Origin of the sequence: Streptomyces spiroverticillatus (genome assembly GCA_014650415.1) — a bacterium.
In the GTDB taxonomy this organism is placed as follows: domain Bacteria; phylum Actinomycetota; class Actinomycetes; order Streptomycetales; family Streptomycetaceae; genus Streptomyces; species Streptomyces spiroverticillatus.
In genome coordinates this window covers 887,715-904,157 of record BMUX01000001.1, presented here as the reverse complement: position 1 = coordinate 904,157, position 16,443 = coordinate 887,715, and the positions used below count along the sequence as shown (strand labels likewise).

At 70.7% G+C, this 16,443-nt stretch carries 12 protein-coding genes; 7 read left to right on the top strand and 5 right to left on the bottom strand.

Annotated elements, in window-relative coordinates:
- Positions 1–24: 24 nt before the first annotated feature.
- A complete protein-coding gene (gene argS / locus IE269_RS04230) occupies positions 25–1,800 on the bottom strand; it encodes an arginine--tRNA ligase (protein ID WP_189821276.1) in 1,776 nt (591 codons plus the stop codon).
- A gap of 154 nt (positions 1,801–1,954) precedes the next feature.
- Here argS and lysS point away from each other — a divergent pair, with 154 nt between their 5' ends.
- The gene (lysS, locus tag IE269_RS04225) at positions 1,955–3,691 is read left to right on the top strand and encodes a lysine--tRNA ligase (protein WP_189821275.1); all 1,737 of its coding nucleotides are present in this window, start codon (positions 1,955–1,957) and stop codon (positions 3,689–3,691) included.
- Positions 3,692–4,042: 351 nt separating this feature from the next.
- Positions 4,043–4,258 carry a hypothetical protein gene (locus tag IE269_RS04220; protein ID WP_189821274.1) on the top strand — a complete coding sequence of 72 codons (216 nt, stop codon included), beginning with the start codon at positions 4,043–4,045 and terminating at the stop codon, positions 4,256–4,258.
- Between the two features lie 9 nt (positions 4,259–4,267).
- Here IE269_RS04220 and IE269_RS04215 read toward each other — a convergent pair whose 3' ends face one another.
- From IE269_RS04215 to IE269_RS04205, 3 genes are all read right to left on the bottom strand, one after another.
- Positions 4,268–5,563 (bottom strand): DUF2637 domain-containing protein, encoded by a 1,296-nt coding sequence (locus tag IE269_RS04215; protein ID WP_189821273.1) that lies wholly within the window; start codon positions 5,561–5,563, stop codon positions 4,268–4,270.
- Between the two features lie 188 nt (positions 5,564–5,751).
- Positions 5,752–6,489: a DUF3558 family protein gene (locus IE269_RS04210; RefSeq protein WP_189821272.1), complete on the bottom strand. Its 738-nt coding sequence runs from the start codon at positions 6,487–6,489 to the stop codon at positions 5,752–5,754.
- A 60-nt stretch (positions 6,490–6,549) separates the two neighbouring features.
- Positions 6,550–7,413 (bottom strand): DUF3558 domain-containing protein, encoded by an 864-nt coding sequence (locus tag IE269_RS04205; protein ID WP_308436936.1) that lies wholly within the window; start codon positions 7,411–7,413, stop codon positions 6,550–6,552.
- A gap of 171 nt (positions 7,414–7,584) precedes the next feature.
- On the opposite strand from IE269_RS04205, the gene IE269_RS04200 reads away from it, so the two are divergent.
- From IE269_RS04200 to IE269_RS04185, 4 genes are all read left to right on the top strand, one after another.
- The gene (locus IE269_RS04200) at positions 7,585–8,778 is read left to right on the top strand and encodes an RtcB family protein (protein WP_189821271.1); all 1,194 of its coding nucleotides are present in this window, start codon (positions 7,585–7,587) and stop codon (positions 8,776–8,778) included.
- Between the two features lie 108 nt (positions 8,779–8,886).
- The gene (locus IE269_RS04195; RefSeq protein WP_189821270.1) at positions 8,887–9,741 is read left to right on the top strand and encodes a pentapeptide repeat-containing protein; all 855 of its coding nucleotides are present in this window, start codon (positions 8,887–8,889) and stop codon (positions 9,739–9,741) included.
- Positions 9,742–10,246: 505 nt separating this feature from the next.
- Positions 10,247–12,184: a hypothetical protein gene (locus IE269_RS04190; RefSeq protein ID WP_189821269.1), complete on the top strand. Its 1,938-nt coding sequence runs from the start codon at positions 10,247–10,249 to the stop codon at positions 12,182–12,184.
- Between the two features lie 263 nt (positions 12,185–12,447).
- Entirely contained in the window at positions 12,448–13,170 is a 723-nt protein-coding gene (locus IE269_RS04185; protein ID WP_189821268.1) for a Mut7-C RNAse domain-containing protein, read from the top strand.
- A gap of 102 nt (positions 13,171–13,272) precedes the next feature.
- Here IE269_RS04185 and IE269_RS04180 read toward each other — a convergent pair whose 3' ends face one another.
- Positions 13,273–14,694 carry a threonine/serine exporter family protein gene (locus IE269_RS04180; RefSeq protein WP_189821267.1) on the bottom strand — a complete coding sequence of 474 codons (1,422 nt, stop codon included), beginning with the start codon at positions 14,692–14,694 and terminating at the stop codon, positions 13,273–13,275.
- Between the two features lie 170 nt (positions 14,695–14,864).
- Between IE269_RS04180 and IE269_RS04175 the strand changes: the two genes are divergently transcribed.
- Positions 14,865–16,319 carry an FAD-dependent monooxygenase gene (locus IE269_RS04175; protein WP_189821266.1) on the top strand — a complete coding sequence of 485 codons (1,455 nt, stop codon included), beginning with the start codon at positions 14,865–14,867 and terminating at the stop codon, positions 16,317–16,319.
- Positions 16,320–16,443 lie beyond the last annotated feature (124 nt).

Below are 16,443 nucleotides of genomic sequence, written 5' to 3'. Positions count from 1 at the left end.
GGTGAGGGCGGACGGGGGATCGGATCAGAGCCGCTCGGGCGTGCGGATGCCCAGCAGCGCCAGGCCCTTGTGCAGGGTGCGTGCGGTCAGGTCGCACAGGAAGAGGCGGTTCTCGACCTGCGCCGGGGTGTCGGCCTTGAGGACCGGGCACTCCGAGTAGAAGGAGGTGTAGAGGGAGGACAGCTGGTAGATGTACGCGGCCAGCTTGTGCGGCTCGTACGCGGTGGCGGCCTCCGTCACGACCTCGCCGAACTGGTCCAGGTGCAGGCCGAGCGCCCGCTCCTGCGGGGCGAGTGCGAGCTCCGGGTGGGCGGCCGGGGTGGCCTCGCCCCGCAGCCGCAGGATCGACTGGATGCGGGCGTACGCGTACTGCGAGTACACCGACGTGTCGCCGTTCAGCGACACCATCTGGTCCAGGTCGAACTTGTAGTCCCGGGCGGCGGAGGTGGAGAGGTCCGCGTACTTGACCGCGCCGATGCCGATCTGCGCACCGTTCTCGACGATCTCGGCCTCGGTCAGGCCGACCTTCTCGTTGTTCTTCTCCCGCACGACCGCCGTCGCCCGCTCGATCGCCTCGTCCAGGAGGTCGACGAGGCGTACGGTCTCGCCCTCACGGGTCTTGAACGGCTTGCCGTCCTTGCCCAGCACCGTGCCGAAGCCCAGCTGGTGAGCGGTGACGTCGTCCGTCAGCCAGCCCGCACGCCGTGCCGTCTCGAAGACCATCTTGAAGTGGAGCGACTGCCGCACGTCGACGACGTAGAGGAGGGTGTTCGCCTTCAGGTCGCCGACTCGGTTGCGGATCGCGGAGAGGTCGGTGGCCGCGTAGCCGTATCCGCCGTTCGACTTCTTGACGATCAGCGGGGTGGGATTGCCGTCCGGGCCCTTCACGTCGTCGAAGAAGACGCACAGAGCGCCCTCGGAGCGGACGGCGACGCCCGAGTCCTCCAGGATCCGGCAGGTCTCTTCGAGCATGTTGTTGTAGCCGGACTCGCCGACGACGTCCGGGTCGGCGATCTGCATGTCGAGCTTGTTGAAGACCGAGTAGAAGTAGATCTTCGACTCGTCGACGAACCGCTGCCACAGCTCCCGCGACTCCGGGTCGCCCGCCTGGAGCTGCACCACCCGGTCCCGGGCGCGCTGCTTGAACTCCTCGTCGGAGTCGAAGAGGACCCGCGAGGCCTTGTAGATCCGGTTCAGGGCGGACATCGCCTCTTCGCCGTCGACCTTGTCCGCGTCGCCGTGGTCCAGCTCGCTCGGGTGCTCCACCAGGTACTGGATGAGCATGCCGAACTGGGTGCCCCAGTCGCCGATGTGGTGCCGCCGTACGACCTTCTCGCCGGTGAACTCCAGGATCTCGACCATGGCCGCGCCGATCACGGCGGAGCGGAGGTGGCCGACGTGCATTTCCTTGGCGACGTTCGGCTGGGCGTAGTCGACGACGGTGGTGCCCGCGTTCTCGTTGAACGGGACACCGAGCCGGGCGTCGGCGGCGCGGGCGGCCAGCGTCTCGACGATCGCCCGGTCGGAGACAGTGATGTTGAGGAAGCCGGGGCCCGAGACCTCGACGTCCTTCAGCACGTCGCCCTCGCCGGTCGGGAGCTTCTCGACGACCTGGGTCGCCAGCTCCCGCGGGTTCGCCTTCGCCTTCTTGGCGAGCGCCAGGATGCCGTTGGCCTGGAAGTCGGCCCGGTCGCTTCGGCGCAGCAGCGGGTCCGCGGGGGCGGCGTCCGGCAGGGCAGCCGAGAGCGCGTCCGCGAGGCGCTGGTTGACGGTCGAGGCGAGCGAGGAGACCGAGGCCATGGGGTGCCGTTCCTATAGGAGTGGAGTTGCTGTGTGACATCGAGTATTTCACGCAGCCCCCCGAGGCCCCGCGCAACCTAATTCGTGAGGCCACCGTCTGCCTGTCTGGGAGAATGGCCCTGCCAGCTTTCACACAATCCGGAGAACCAAGGACGTGCCGACCGTGTCCCAGAGCAGCACCCCCGAGACCGACTGGGTCTCCCGTTTCGCGGACGATGTCATCGCCGAGTCGGAGCGACGTGCGCCTGGCAAACCGGTCGTCGTCGCGTCCGGCCTCTCCCCCTCCGGCCCGATCCACCTCGGCAACCTCCGCGAGGTCATGACCCCGCACCTGGTCGCCGACGAGATCCGCCGCCGCGGGTACGAGGTCCGCCACCTCATCTCCTGGGACGACTACGACCGCTACCGCAAGGTTCCGAACGGCGTCCCGGGCATCGACGAGTCCTGGGCCGAGCACATCGGCAAGCCCCTGACCTCGGTCCCGGCCCCCGCCGGCTCCTCGTACCCGAACTGGGCCGAGCACTTCAAGGCGCCCATGGTGGCGGCCCTGGCCGAGCTCGGCGTGGAGTTCGACGGCATCAGCCAGACCGAGCAGTACACCGCGGGCACCTACCGCGAGCAGGTCCTGCACGCGATGAAGCACCGCGCCGACATCGACGCCGTACTGGACCGCTACCGCACCAAGAAGGACCCGGCGGCGGGCAAGAAGTCCCAGAAGCCGGTCGACGAGGCCGAGCTGGAGGCCGCCGAGGGCTCCGGCGCGGCGTCCGAGGACGACGGCACGAGCGGCTCCGCGTACTACCCGTACAAGCCCTACTGCGGCCAGTGCGAGCGCGACCTGACGACGGTCACGGCGTACGACGACGAGTCGACCGAGCTGACGTACACCTGCGTGTGCGGCTTCACCGAGACCGTCTTCCTGAAGGAGTTCAACCGCGGCAAGCTGGTCTGGAAGGTCGACTGGCCGATGCGGTGGGCGTACGAGGGCGTGATCTTCGAGCCCAGCGGCGTCGACCACTCCTCCCCGGGCTCGTCCTTCGTGGTCGGCGGGCAGATCGTGCGCGAGGTGTTCGACGGCGTGCAGCCGATCGGCCCGATGTACGCGTTCGTGGGCATCTCCGGCATGGCCAAGATGTCGTCCTCCAAGGGCGGCGTGCCGACGCCGGGCGACGCGCTGAAGATCATGGAGGCGCCGCTGCTGCGCTGGCTGTACGCGCGCCGCAAGCCGAACCAGTCCTTCAAGATCGCCTTCGACCAGGAGATCCAGCGGCTGTACGACGAGTGGGACAAGCTTTCGCTGAAGGTGGCGGACGGGTCGGTCCTCCCCGCCGACGCGGCTGCCTATTCCCGTGCTGTCGGGACGGCCGCCGGCGAGCTGCCGCGCACGCCGCGCCCGCTGTCGTACCGGACGCTGGCCTCGGTCGCGGACATCACCGCCGGGGCGGAGGACCAGACGCTGCGCATCCTCAGCGAGCTGGACCCCTCCGACCCGATCGCCTCGCTCGACGAGGTGCGGCCGCGGCTGGACCGGGCGGAGTCGTGGATCACGTCGTACGTCCCGGCCGACCAGCGCACGCTGGTGCGCGCCGAGCCGGACGCGGCGACGCTGGCCGAGCTGGGTGACGCGGACCGGGAGTCCCTGCGGCTGCTGGTCGAGGGCCTCGACTCGCACTGGTCGCTGGACGGCCTGACGACCCTGGTCTACGGCGTGCCGAAGATCCAGGCGGGGCTGTCGGCGGACGCGAAGCCGACGCCGGAGCTGAAGGTGGCCCAGCGGACCTTCTTCGCGCTCCTCTACCAGCTGCTGGTGGGCCGGGACACGGGTCCGCGGCTGCCCACGCTGCTGCTGGCGGTGGGGGCGGAGCGGGTGCGGAAGCTGCTGGGCGCGTAGCTTCTCGCTCTGCCTGTACGCCGACGGGGCGGCCACCCTTTGCGGGGTGGCCGCCCCTTTGGCGTGGCCGGGGGCGGGGGTGCGGGCAGGGGCCGGGACCGGGGCGGGCCCGGATCGGGCGTACCGCCCCCTTGCCCGCCCGTCCCGCCCCCGGGGGGCGGCCCCGCCGCCCAAGGGGGCGAGGGTGGTGGATGGGGGCGGCTTCGCCGTCAGGCGGGGGGTGTGAGCCAGGCGGACCCGAGGGATGACCCCTGCCCCCCCCCGGCACTGCACCTTTCGGCGGAGCGGGATGCCCGGGATTCCGCCCCGCGCAGGATGGCCCCACAAGCCCCCGCAGGAGAGCCTGGGGCCATGAAGAACGAACTGCTGGCCATCATCGGCTGGGTCATCGGCATCCAAGGCGCCCTCGGCTTCATCGGCCGCACCTGGTCCGACGGAGACTGGGGCCTGCTCCACCTCTGGTTCACCCCGCCGACCGCCCTCTACATCGTCATGGCGATCGTCGGCCTCACCCTCGGCATCGCCGTCGACGTCGCCCGCAAGAAGCAGAAGGCCGCCCGCCGCTAGGCCCCAGGGCTAGGGCGTGTGCCCGTTCAGCTCCTCCTCGAACTGCCCCTGGTACTGCTTCGCGAGCAGCTCCAGCTCGTTGAGCGGCAGTTCGTGCCCGTACAGGTCCTTGAGGTACGACCCGAACTGGAGCGGCGTCGGGTACGTACCGTTCTCGGCGGTGCACTTGTGGAAGGCGCGGTAGTACTCGTCGTCGTCCAGCACGAAGTCCGCGTCGTTCGCCGCGAAGTCCGGACCGAACTCGGGGTCGTAGTCCGGGTCGTACCCGCCGAGCGGGCGGCTGCGGCCGGGCCCGGCGGGCACCATGACCTGCGGCGCGGCCGTGGGGTCGTAGTCACCGGTGTACTGCTTCTGCTGCGAGGGCAGCGGGGCGTCGAACCACTGGCTCGGGTGCGTCGGCTCGGGGGCCGGAGCGACCGGCACCTCCGCCGCCTCCGGCGAGGCGACCTCCGCCGCGTGCTCGGGGGCCGGAGCCTCCTCCCGTACGACAGCCTCAGCCGCGGCCTTCTCCAGCCGCACCGGGGCCGCCCCCTCGGCTATCGCCCCCGCATCCTCCCGCGCCTCCCGCGCGGCAAGCAGCGCCGGAGCCGAACCGGAGACCGCCGGCGCCGGCGGCAGCAGCACCGGCTCGATGCCCGCCGCCGCCAGCCCCGCCGGACCGGTGTCCGCGAGCGGCACCCCGTACTTCGCCAGGCGCAGCGGCATCAGCGACTCCACCGGAGCCTTCCGCTTCCACGCCCGCCCGAAGCGCGCCTGAAGCCGCGCCTGATAGATCAGCCGGTCCTGCTCCAGCTTGATGACCTGCTCGTACGACCGCAGCTCCCACAGCTTCATCCGCCGCCACAGCCTAAACGTCGGCACCGGCGACAACAGCCACCGCGTGAGGCGCACGCCCTCCATGTGCTTGTCGGCCGTGATGTCCGCGATCCGGCCCACCGCATGCCGGGCCGCCTCCACCGACACCACGAACAGCACCGGAATGACGGCGTGCATGCCGACACCCAGCGGATCCGGCCACGACGCCGCGCCGTTGAATGCGATCGTCGCCGCCGTCAGCAGCCACGCCGTCTGCCGCAGCAGCGGAAACGGAATCCGCATCCAGGTCAGCAGCAGGTCCAGCGCGAGCAGCACACAAATACCCGCGTCGATACCGATCGGGAAGACCAGCGAGAAATCCCCGAAGCCCTTCTCCACGGCGAGTTCGCGCACCGCCGCGTACGAACCGGCGAAGCCGATCCCCGCGATGATCACCGCACCGGTGACCACCACACCGATCAGTATTCGGTGCGTGCGTGTCAGCTGCATCGCGGCCACCTGCGAACCCCTTCCGTGCGTCCCCGCGCGGTCTGTACCTTCCGTGCCTGGCGCCACAGCCTGGCACACCACAACGGGGGCCCGGCCCCCCGATTGAGGACCGAACCCCCGCAAAACCCCCTAAAGCGCCCCCACTTGTAGTCAACTCGTTGACTACCGAAGGCCGCTCCGGGCGGCAACTACTGCTTGTTCGCCGCGCCGATCGACGCCACGACCTCCTTGGCCGCCGACTGCGCACCCTTCAGCAGGTCCGCCGGGTCCGGAGCCTTCGTCCCCGCGTAACCCGCACCGTTGTAGTCCAGCGTCACGACCACATTGCCCGTACGGGCCACCACCACGGCGTGGTTGAAGTCCGTACCGGCCTCACGGGCCCCGTAACCGATCGTCGAGGCCTGCTCGCCGATGCCCTCGGCCGGATTGGCGCGCACGTCCTTCACGCCCTCCTTGCCCTGCACCTTGTTGACCTGCTTGGTCACGTACTCCGTGGCCCGCTTCTCACCACTGCCCAGCGCCTGGTTCGACTCGAAGAGCTGGAGCGAGTACGTCAGGTAGTGGTACTGCGAACCCTTCACGCCCTTGTCGTCCAGACCGCCCCACGAGCAGCCCCGGCGCGTCTGCGGGTTCGACGAGTCGTCCGCCTTGCCCTCGACCTTGTCGGCCTCCGGCACCAGGTCCTCGATCGTGTCCTTCTTCAGCGCCTTGCACGCGTCCGGCAGCGACGCGAACTTCGCCGCGGCCACGGTCGGCGGCGCCGACGGCTTCTTCTGCTGCTCCTGCGCCGCGCCCGAGTCCTTCTTCCCGCCGTCCGCACCGGAACCAGAACCGGAGTCCGACGAACAGCCGGCCACGACGAGCAGTGCCGGGGCGGCCACCGCGCAGGTCAGTATGCGGGCGATACGGGGAGCTTTTCGGTACATGGTTCGTGGAATTCCTTAACGTCGGGTCACTGTCGACAAAACCGCTGTTCGCTTGTGCGCCTATTCGCTGCTGTCGGAGAACTGCTCGGCGAGCTTACGGGCCAGGGCCTGCGCCCGGTCCTGAAGCGCCCGGCCGTCCGGAAGCTGATCGGGCCGGCCCGGCTGCTCGCCGTACTTGACGCTCACGATCACGTTGGACGTCCGGAAGACGACCGAGACCGTACGGTCCTTGGCCGCCGTCGATCCGCCCGGCGCGCTCACGTCGTCGAGGAAGGCGTCGTCCCCGAGACCGCCGAGGGTACGTGGCTGAAGCGCGGCCGCGTCGGGAGCGCCCGGCGAACCGGAAGCCCCGGCGGAATCCGCGGGTGGTGTCGCCGCGCCGGTCGACGAGGCCGGCGGAGCGCTCGACGCGGGCGGCGGATCCACCGGGGCGGGAAGATCGGCGGCGTCCAACTGCTCCTTGTACAGGGCCTGGGCGCGGTCGTCGTCACTCACCGCCGAGTCGTACGACACGACCCTCTCGAAGTCCACCGTCAGCAGGTGCGTGGCGTCCGGCGACTCCGCCTTCCAACGGCAGCCGACCCGCCGGTCCGTGTCGTACGTCACCGCGGGCTCGCCCGCGAACAGCTTCTGCTGCTGCTCCTCGGGCAGCTTCTCCACGCCCGGCAGCATGGCCTTCAGCGTGCCCTTGTCGACGATCCGGCAGGGCTCGGGGAGGGTGCGGTACTTGCCGGGGGGCGCGGCCGGGGCGGCGGACTCGCCGGACTTGGCGTCGCCCGCGCCGTCCGTCCCGGCGTCCGCGCCGGAGCACCCGGTGACGCCGGTGGCGAGGGCCGCGAGGAGCGCGATGCCGGGCGCGGAGGCCTTCGCGTACGCCTTGACGGCGGCCCTGCCGCCCGCCTTGCCGCCCGTGATTCGTGGCACGGTCCAGGCCCCCTTCGAAGGAAAAGTGTTTGCCGCCCGGAGGTGGCCGATGACCACAATGTGTATCGCACGCACTGGTGTGGACGCCGGTCCGCTGTCCCTTTCGCGGCCATTCCCACCCTTTTTTGCGCTCCGCCTACCTTTCTGCTTGTTCCGGGGGATCGAGAACTCATGTCATACGTAGAAGTACCGGGGGCGAAGGTCCCGATCCGGATGTGGACCGATCCGACGACGGTCGAGGACGGCGCGATGCAGCAGCTCCGCAACGTCGCCACCCTCCCCTGGATCAAGGGCCTGGCCGTGATGCCGGACGTCCACTACGGCAAGGGCGCGACGGTCGGCTCCGTCATCGCGATGCAGGGCGCGGTGTGCCCGGCGGCGGTGGGTGTGGACATCGGCTGCGGCATGTCCGCCGTGAAGACGTCCCTGACGGCGAACGACCTCCCGGGCGACCTCTCCCGGCTGCGCTCGAAGATCGAGCAGGCGATTCCGGTGGGGCGGGGGATGCATGACGACCCGGTGGATCCGGGGCGGCTGCACGGGTTTCCGACGGCGGGGTGGGAGGGGTTCTGGGGGCGGTTCGAGGGGGTCGCGGAGGCGGTGAAGTTCCGGAGGGAGCGGGCGCTGAAGCAGATGGGGACGCTTGGAGCTGGTAACCACTTTATTGAGCTTTGTGTAGATATGTCCGATTCAGTCTGGCTCATGCTGCACTCCGGTTCCCGGAACATCGGCAAGGAACTGGCCGACCACCACATCGGAGTGGCCCAGAAGCTTCCGCACAACCAGGGCCTGGTCGACCGTGACTTGGCGGTCTTCATCGCGGACACCCCGCAGATGGCGGCGTACCGCAATGACCTCTTCTGGGCGCAGGAGTACGCCAAGAACAACCGGGCCATCATGATGGGCCTCTTCATGGACGTGGTCCGCCGCGAGTTCAAGAAGGCCAGGGTGACCTTCGAGCCGGTCATCTCCGCGCACCACAACTACGTCGCGGAAGAGCGGTACGACGGCATGGACCTCCTGGTCACCCGAAAGGGGGCGATCCGGGCCGGGTCCGGGGAGTTCGGGATCATCCCGGGCTCGATGGGCACGGGCTCGTACATCGTGAAGGGCCTCGGCAACGTGGCGTCCTTCAACTCCGCCTCGCACGGCGCGGGCCGCCGGATGAGCCGGACCGCGGCCAAGCGGCGCTTCTCCACCAAGGACCTGGCGGAGCAGACGCAGGGCGTGGAGTGCCGGAAGGACTCGGGTGTGGTGGACGAGATCCCGGGCGCGTACAAGCCGATCGAGAAGGTCATCGACCAGCAGCGCGACCTGGTGGAGGTCGTCGCCAAGCTGAAGCAGGTCATCTGCGTGAAGGGCTGAACGGACGCTCTGCGGGAGCCCCCGGCTAAGGTGCCGGGGGCTCTTTCGTTGTCCCGATTGCCGTGTCCGTACCGCCTTACCCGCAACCGCACCAGTGGAGACCTGCACATGTCCGAGGCCGAGGCCGTGATGGCGTCCGATCTGCGTTCCGATTGTGGGAGTTGTTTCGGGTTGTGCTGTGTGGCGTTGACGTTGACGAAGTCGTCGGACTTCGCCATCGACAAGCCGGCCGGGAAGCCGTGCCCGAATCTCGGGGAGGACTTCGGGTGTGGGATTCACGCGAAGTTGCGGGGGGAGGGGTTTTCCGGGTGCACCGTCTATGACTGTTTCGGGGCGGGGCAGAAGTTGTCGCAGGTCACCTTTGACGGGGTGGGGTGGCGGGAGGAGCCCGGGAGTGCGGAGTTGATGTTTCCGCTGTTGCCGGTGATGAAGCAGTTGCATGAGTTGCTTTGGTACGTGGGGGACGGGTTGCGGCGGGATGCCGCGAAGGGTGTGTGGGGGGAGTTGCGGGCGTTGCGGGAGGAGACGGAGGCGCTGACGCGGGGGAGTGCGGAGGAATTGGTCGCGCTGGATGTGGAGGGGCATCGGCTGAAGGTGAATGCGGTGCTGGTGAAGGTCGGGGAGTTGGTGCGGGGGGAGTGGGCGGCTCGGGTGCCGACGCCGAAGAAGAAGGGGAAGAAGCGGCGGGTTGATTTTCGGGGGGCGGATTTGATGGGGGCGCGGCGGGCGGGGGCGGACTTGCGGGGGATGAATTTTCGGGGGGCTTATTTGATTGCGGCTGATCTGAATGGGGCGGATTTGCGGGGGGCCGAGGTCATCGGGGCGGACTTCCGGGATGCGGATGTGCGGGGGGCGGATTTGAGTGAGGCCCTCTTCCTGACCCAGACGCAGGTCAATGCGGGGCGGGGTGACGGGGGCACGCGGCTCCCGGCGGGGGTGGAGCGGCCTCGGCACTGGGGGTAGGTCGGGGGGCTCCCGTGCCCGGTGCGGGGAGGCGGGCCGTGGGGTCGGGGGCGAGGCGTGTCCGGTGCCGGTGCCGGGGGTGCGGGTGGGGGCGGCACCCGGGTGGGCCTGGAGCGAGGGGGGCCGCCCCCTTGCCCGCCCTCCCCCAAGCTCTCGGCTTCGCTCGAGCAGGGGGTGCCCCCCTCGCCCCCGGGGGGCGGCCCCGCCGCCCAAGGGGGCTACGGGGAAGGGAAGGGGCGGCCCCGCCGCCCAAGGGGACGGCGGCGGAACGGGGCGCCGCCCAAGGGGGCTCAGCGGAAGTTGGAGGTGGCCCCGCCGCCCGAGGGGGCTACGGGGGAGGAGTCACGCTGCCGTGCGGGTGATTTGCGGGGGAGGGGGGACGGGCAATCCCGGGCAAAGGGGGGCGTGGCCGATTGGATCAAGGGTTGTCTGCCCGGGTTGGTCGGTGTGTGTGGCCGTCGGGTGCTTCCTGTTCCTCGTCAGGCCTCTTCCGGAAGGCGGCTTCGTGACCGTCCTTGATCTGTCGTCCGACCCTCAAGAGCGGGAAGGGGGGCAGTCGTCCGGTGCCAGTGCGCTCGGTGCGCGGTTGCCCCGGATTCCCGTGTGGTTGGCGCGTACCGTTTTTGTCGTTTCGCTGGTGGGCCTGGTGGGGTTCATGGGGTGGGCGGCGTTCTGGCTGTGCCGTTTCACCGTCGACGACGCCTTCATCACGTGGCGGTACGGCAAGTCGTTCGTGGCGAGCGGGGTGTGGGACTGGAACCCGTTCGTGGAGGGGTCCGGGCTGCCGCGCGTGGAGGCGTACACGAATCCGTTGTATGCGTTCGTGTCGATCGTCCCGGCGGTGGCGGGGTGGCCGGTGGAGGCGTTCTTCAAGGCGTTCGGGCTGTTGTTGCTGTGCGGTGGAGTGGTTGTGGCGGCCGTGCTGCGGGATGTGCCGAGGTATCAGCGGGTCGCGCTGGTGGCGGTCATGGCGGCGAATCCGCTGTTCGTCTCGCACTTCTTCCACGGGCTGGAGAGCGGGAGTTTCGTTCTCTTCATCGCGTTGCTGTACGGGGTGCTGTACCGGCGCGGGAAGCTCGGCGCGCTCGGCTGGGCGGCGGCCGGGCTGGTCGCGCTGTCGCGGCCCGAGGGCATGGGGTACGCGTTCGTGGCCGTCGCCTGGGCGGCGCTGATGAACCGGAAGGACCGCCGCGAGGTGCGCGGTGCGCTCGCCGTCATGGGCGGGCTGGTGGGGTACTGGGCGTTGCGGGCCTGGTGGTTCGGGCACCTCATGCCCAACACGTACCTGGTGAAGTCCGGTTCGGTGGACTCGTACGGGATCATGCAGCGGCTCACCTACCCGGTCGTCCCGGTGCTCGCGATCCTGGCGGGCGGCGCGGTGCTGTGCGAGATCCTCTGGCGGCGGGCGGACGCGCGCAGGGACCGGAAGGCGGAGGGCGCGGCGGCGGTGCGGGTGCCCGGGCAGGGGGTGCGGCCCGATGTGCACGTCCCGTTGCCGCTCCAGGATCTGACGCCGGTCGTGCTGGTGGCGCTGACGGTCGCGGTGACGCTGGTCTTCTATCCGCTGTCGGTCCTGCACATGGACGTCAACAACCGTTTCTTCTGGCAGCTCACCGCCCCGGTGGCGCTGGTGCTGCTGTGCCGTCCGCTCAAGGGGCGCAGGCTGGCGGGCGGTACGCGGGCGGCCGACGGGGCCGCGCCGAAGTGGGCCGCGCTGGCGCTGGCGCTGATGGGGCTCGGGATCCTGTACTTCAAGGAGTTGCCGGGGATCGACCCGTCGGCGGTCGTCGCGGGCGGTGTCGCGGCGGTGGCGGTGGCCGTGGTGCTGTGGGGGCGGACGGTGACGCCGTTGCTGGTGGTGGGGGCGGCGGGCGTGATGTTCGCGGTGTCGGCGACGCCGATGGAGACGATGGTCGGCGGGATGACGTACCGCTTCCATCTGCGCGAGGCGCACGAGGAGTTGGGCCGGATCATGGCCCGGGACAAGACGATCAAGGGTCTGGTGGGGATGGGGGACGCGGGAGTCTTCCCGTACGCGCTCAACAAGGACCAGCAGGCGATCGACCTCGGGGGGCTCGCGGACCCGTACATGGCGGACCCGAAGGGGATTCCGCGTGAGGTGTTCGCGAGGAACGGGGCGGCGGTGGTGGTGCTGGCGGGGGAGCCGGACTACGGGAAGAACTGGTTCGGGATGGCGTCGTCCTACACGATGGTCGACTACGTCAAGAAGGAGAAGTGGACGTATTCGGCGGGGCTGCCCTTCGGGGGGTCGTACTGGCTGAACGTTTTTGTGAAGCCGGGGACGGGGGAGCAGTTCTTGCGTGAGGTGAAGGCGAGGAGGCCGGTGGCGGAGAGGGCGAATACGTCGGTGGAGCCGATTGGGTGGGCGTATGCGGAGGCCCACAAGTGGGACTTTCCGTTCTTGGTGGACCCGGTGAGGTGAGGGGAGTTTGTACGGGGGCGGCTTGGCCGGTGCCGGTGCCGGTGCCGGTCCCGGTGCCGGTGGGTGCGGGCGGGGGGGCGGTGTCCGGGTGGGCCCGGATCGGGCGGGCCGCCCCCTTGCCCGCCCGTTCCGCCCCCCGGGGGGCGGCCCCGCCTCCCAAGGGGACGGCGGCGGAAAGGGGGCGCCGCCCAAGGGGGCTAGGGAGGCAAAGGGGGGCGGGAAAAACCCGGAACACGGGTTGGGGGTGGTGGCATTGTGGGGGCGTGAATGGACCTCGGATACACATTGCGTTTGCGGCGGAGCTGAATCTCTTCATCGCCGCTGATCGGCGGGCCGGACGGACCGAGGCCGGGACCGACGGGGTGTCCACGCTCGGGCATGTCGTCGAGTCGCTCGGTGTGCCGCTCACCGAGGTGGGCGTACTGAGCGTGGACGGGCAGCCGGTCGGCACCGGGCACGTGCCCCGCGAGGGGGAGCGGATCGACGTGGGCGCGGTGACGCGGCCGCAGGAGGTTCCGGGTGCGCCCCTGCGGTTCCTGCTCGACGTGCATTTGGGGACCCTTGCCCGCCGCATGCGCCTGCTGGGCGTCGACGCCGCGTACTTCAGCGAGGACATCGGGGACCCGGCGCTGGCCACGTACTCCGCCCGTGAGCAGCGGGTCCTGCTGTCCCGGGACCGGGGCCTGCTGCGCCGGCGCGAGCTGCACGCGGGGGCGTACGTCTACAGCGACCGGCCGGAGGAGCAACTGCGTGACGTGCTGGGCCGGTTCGCGCCGGTCCTCGCGCCGTGGACGCGTTGCACGGCGTGCAACGGGGAGCTGAAGGAGGCGACGAAGGAGTCGGTGGCGGGGCTGCTGGAGGGCGGTACGGAGCGTTCGTACGACGTCTTCGCGCAGTGCACGGCGTGCGAGCGGCCCTACTGGCGCGGGGCGCATCACGCGCGGCTGGCTCAGGTGGTGGAGGCCGCGCTCGCCGAGTTCGGCTGACGGGGTTCACTGCGGGCCGGGAGTGGTCGCCGTTCCTGCCGGGGCTACGCCCCGGACCCCTGCACGGGCTGCGCCCGCGCGTCCTCAAACTCCCCCAAGCTCTCAACTTCGTTCGAGCAGGGAGGGGCCCCCTCGACGGGCTGTTTTTCTCACCGCCCGCCACCTCCGCAGGAACTGCACCGTCTCGCCCACCACCGAGATGCCGCCCGCCAGTGCCAGGATCACGCCGAGGGCGCGGAGCATTCCGGTGGCGCCCTCCAGGACCTCGCCGTTGGTGACGGCGTACAGGGCCTTGTAGATGAGGGTTCCGGGCAGCAGTGGGGCCGCCGCCGGGATGACCCAGGGGAGGGCGGAGGTGCGGGCGCGGCGGGCGAGGGCGTGGCCGCCGATGGCGACGGCGACGGCGGCGATGCCGGTGGCGGCGATGGGGGAGAAGCTGAGTTCGCGGAGTTCGGCGTAGACGACGACGCCCGCGAGCCCGAGCAGGCCGACGGCGGCGTATTTGCGCGGGGCGACCTTGTAGCGGGCGGCGATGCCGACGGCGAAGAGGGCGGCGGCGACCAGCCGCCAGTCGAGGTAGGTGCCCGCGGTGGCCCGTACGGACGGCAGGGTGGGGGCGTCGATGCCGAGCCGGGTGGCGAGGCCGAGGACCAGTCCGGTGCCGAGCACCACCGAGGCGAAGATCGTCAGGGTTTCCAGGAGGCGGGCGACGGCGGTGAGGTAGTGGCCGGCGAGGGAGTCCTGGACGGCGCTGGTGGCGGCCATGGTGGGCAGCAGGACGAGGACTCCGGCGATGATGATCGACTGGCTGGCGACGCCGGGCCAGAGTGCGTGCACGACGAGGGCGACCACAGCGGCCGGTATCGCGGCGAGGGTGAAGCGGTAGAAGGCGGGGACGCCGTAGCGGGCCATGGAGGTGCTGATCCAGTTGCCGGTGACGGCGGCGAGGAATGCGCACAGGGCGACGCCGAGCTTGGCGCCGGTCAGGACGCTCGCGGCGGCGGCGACGAAGCCGACGAGGGCGTGTCCGGTGTAGCGGCGTTTCCAGGGGCGCAGCATGCCGGGCTGTTCGGGTTCGGGGATCAGGTCGGCGGCGGCCTGGCGGGCGTCGGCGAGGGTGAGTTTGCCCTCGTGGATGTCCTGGACGAGGAGCTGGGTGTTCTCCAGGGTCGCGAAGTCGGTGCGGCGGTGCTGGATGATGCGTTTGCCCATGAGGGGTACGGCGTCCCCGGGGGCGTGGCCGGTGAGTTCGACGGCGTTGAGGGTGACGTCGGACTCGCAGCCTTCGAGGCCGTACGCGTCGGCGATGACGAGTATCGCGGCGACGGTCTCCTCGGCGGAGGCCCCGTTGCCGGAGATCAGCTCGCCGATGCACAGGGCGAGGTCGAGGGCGTCGGCGGCGCGTTGCCGGGCGTTGTCGGCCTGGCGTTCCGCGCGCAGTTTGCGTGATCCGTAGCGGCTGGTGTCGAGGCCGCGCACGTGCGGGAGCGTGTGGTGGAGCCAGGGGAGAGAAATGCTCGGCATGTGCGGGGAACCTTGCGGGGCCTCGGGGTCGGGGGACTCACCCCCTCCTCCCCGTATGCACCCCTTTTAAACACAAATGTCCGAATGGTCGAACGGGTGGTCGCTCCCGGCGTGAGGGCGACTTGCCCCCGCCCGGTGTACGCCCCGCGCCCGGCGGGGAGGGAGCGGACATGCCGACCCCCAAGGACGCCCACGACTCCCTGAACCACCACTCCGCCCCCGACGTGATCGTCGTCGGCGCGGGCCCCGCCGGTCTCCTGCTCGCGGGCGACCTCGCGGCGGCGGGCCTCGCCGTCACCGTGGTCGAACGCCGTGCGCACACCGCCGGAAACCTCACCCGCGCCTTCGCCGTGCACGCCCGCACGCTGGAGGTCCTGGACGCGCGCGGCCTCGCCGACGACCTCCTCAAGACCGGCCGGAAGATCACCGAGCTGAACCTCTTCGGCTCGCTCGCCCTGGACCTCTCCCGGCTCCGGTCGCGCTTCCCCTTCGTACTGATCACTCCGCAGTACGAGGTCGAGCACGTCCTGGAGCGGAGGGCGCGGGCCGCCGGTGTCGACTTCCGGTACGACACGGAACTGACCGGCGTCCACCCGCACGCCACGGGCGTCACCGCCCGGCTGCGGACCGCCGACGGGGCCGCCTTCGAGTTGGGCGCGCCGTATCTGGTGGGCGCGGACGGGGTGCGCAGCCGGGTGCGGGAGTCGCTCGGGCTGCCCTTCCCCGGGGAGGCGGTGATCACGTCGATGGTGCTGTCGGACGTACGCCTGGAGCGGGAGCCGGAGTCCGTTCTGACCGTGGGCGGGAAGGGGGACGCGTTCGCCTTCATGGTGCCGTTCGGGGACGGGTACTACCGGGTGATGGGCTGGTCGAAGGGGCGGGAGGCGGCGGAGTCGGACCCGGTGGACCTCGCCGAGATCCAGGAGATCGCCCGGACGGCGCTGGGCGTGGACCACGGGCTGCACGACCCGCGCTTCCTCTCCCGCTTCCACAGCGACGAACGCCAGGTCCCCTCCTACCGGGTGGGCCGGGTCTTCCTCGCGGGCGACGCCGCGCACGTCCACTCGCCGGCGGGCGGCATGGGCATGAACACCGGCCTCCAGGACGCCGCGAACCTCTCCTGGAAGCTGGCGGCGGTCCTGCGCGGGCGGGCCGAGGACGAACTCCTCGACACCTACCACGCGGAACGCCACCCCGTCGGGGCGATGGTGCTGCGGGTCAGCGGGGCCATGGTGCGGGGTGCGATGGCGGGCGCGCCGCTGACCCGTGCGGGGCGGGCGGTGGCCGCGCGGCTCGCGGGGAGCCTGCGGCCGCTGTCCGGGCGGGCGATGCGGATGATCTCGGGGATCGGGATCTCGTACGGGTCGGGGCGCGGGGAGCATCCCCTGGTCGGCCGCCGGGTCCCGGACCTGGCGCTCGCGGAGGGCCGCCTGTACGAGTTGCTGCGGGCGGGCGAGCACGTGCTGGTCGCCTCCGCCGACGGGCCGGTCCCCCTCGCGGTCCCGCCGCATACGGTGCGGGCGCACTGGGCGCGGGGGTCGTCGCTGTTGGTGCGGCCGGACGGGTATGCGGCGTGGGCGGCGTATGAGCCGAGTGCGAGGCAGAGGCGGAGGGCGGGCCGCTAGGGGCGCGGGGCGGCTTGGTCGGGTCGGTGCCCGGAGCTGGGTGGGGCCGCTGCGCGGGGCCGGTGGTTGATCGGCGCCCGGTACCGGGGTGGGTTTTTCCCCTACCCGCCCCTTCCCGTAACCC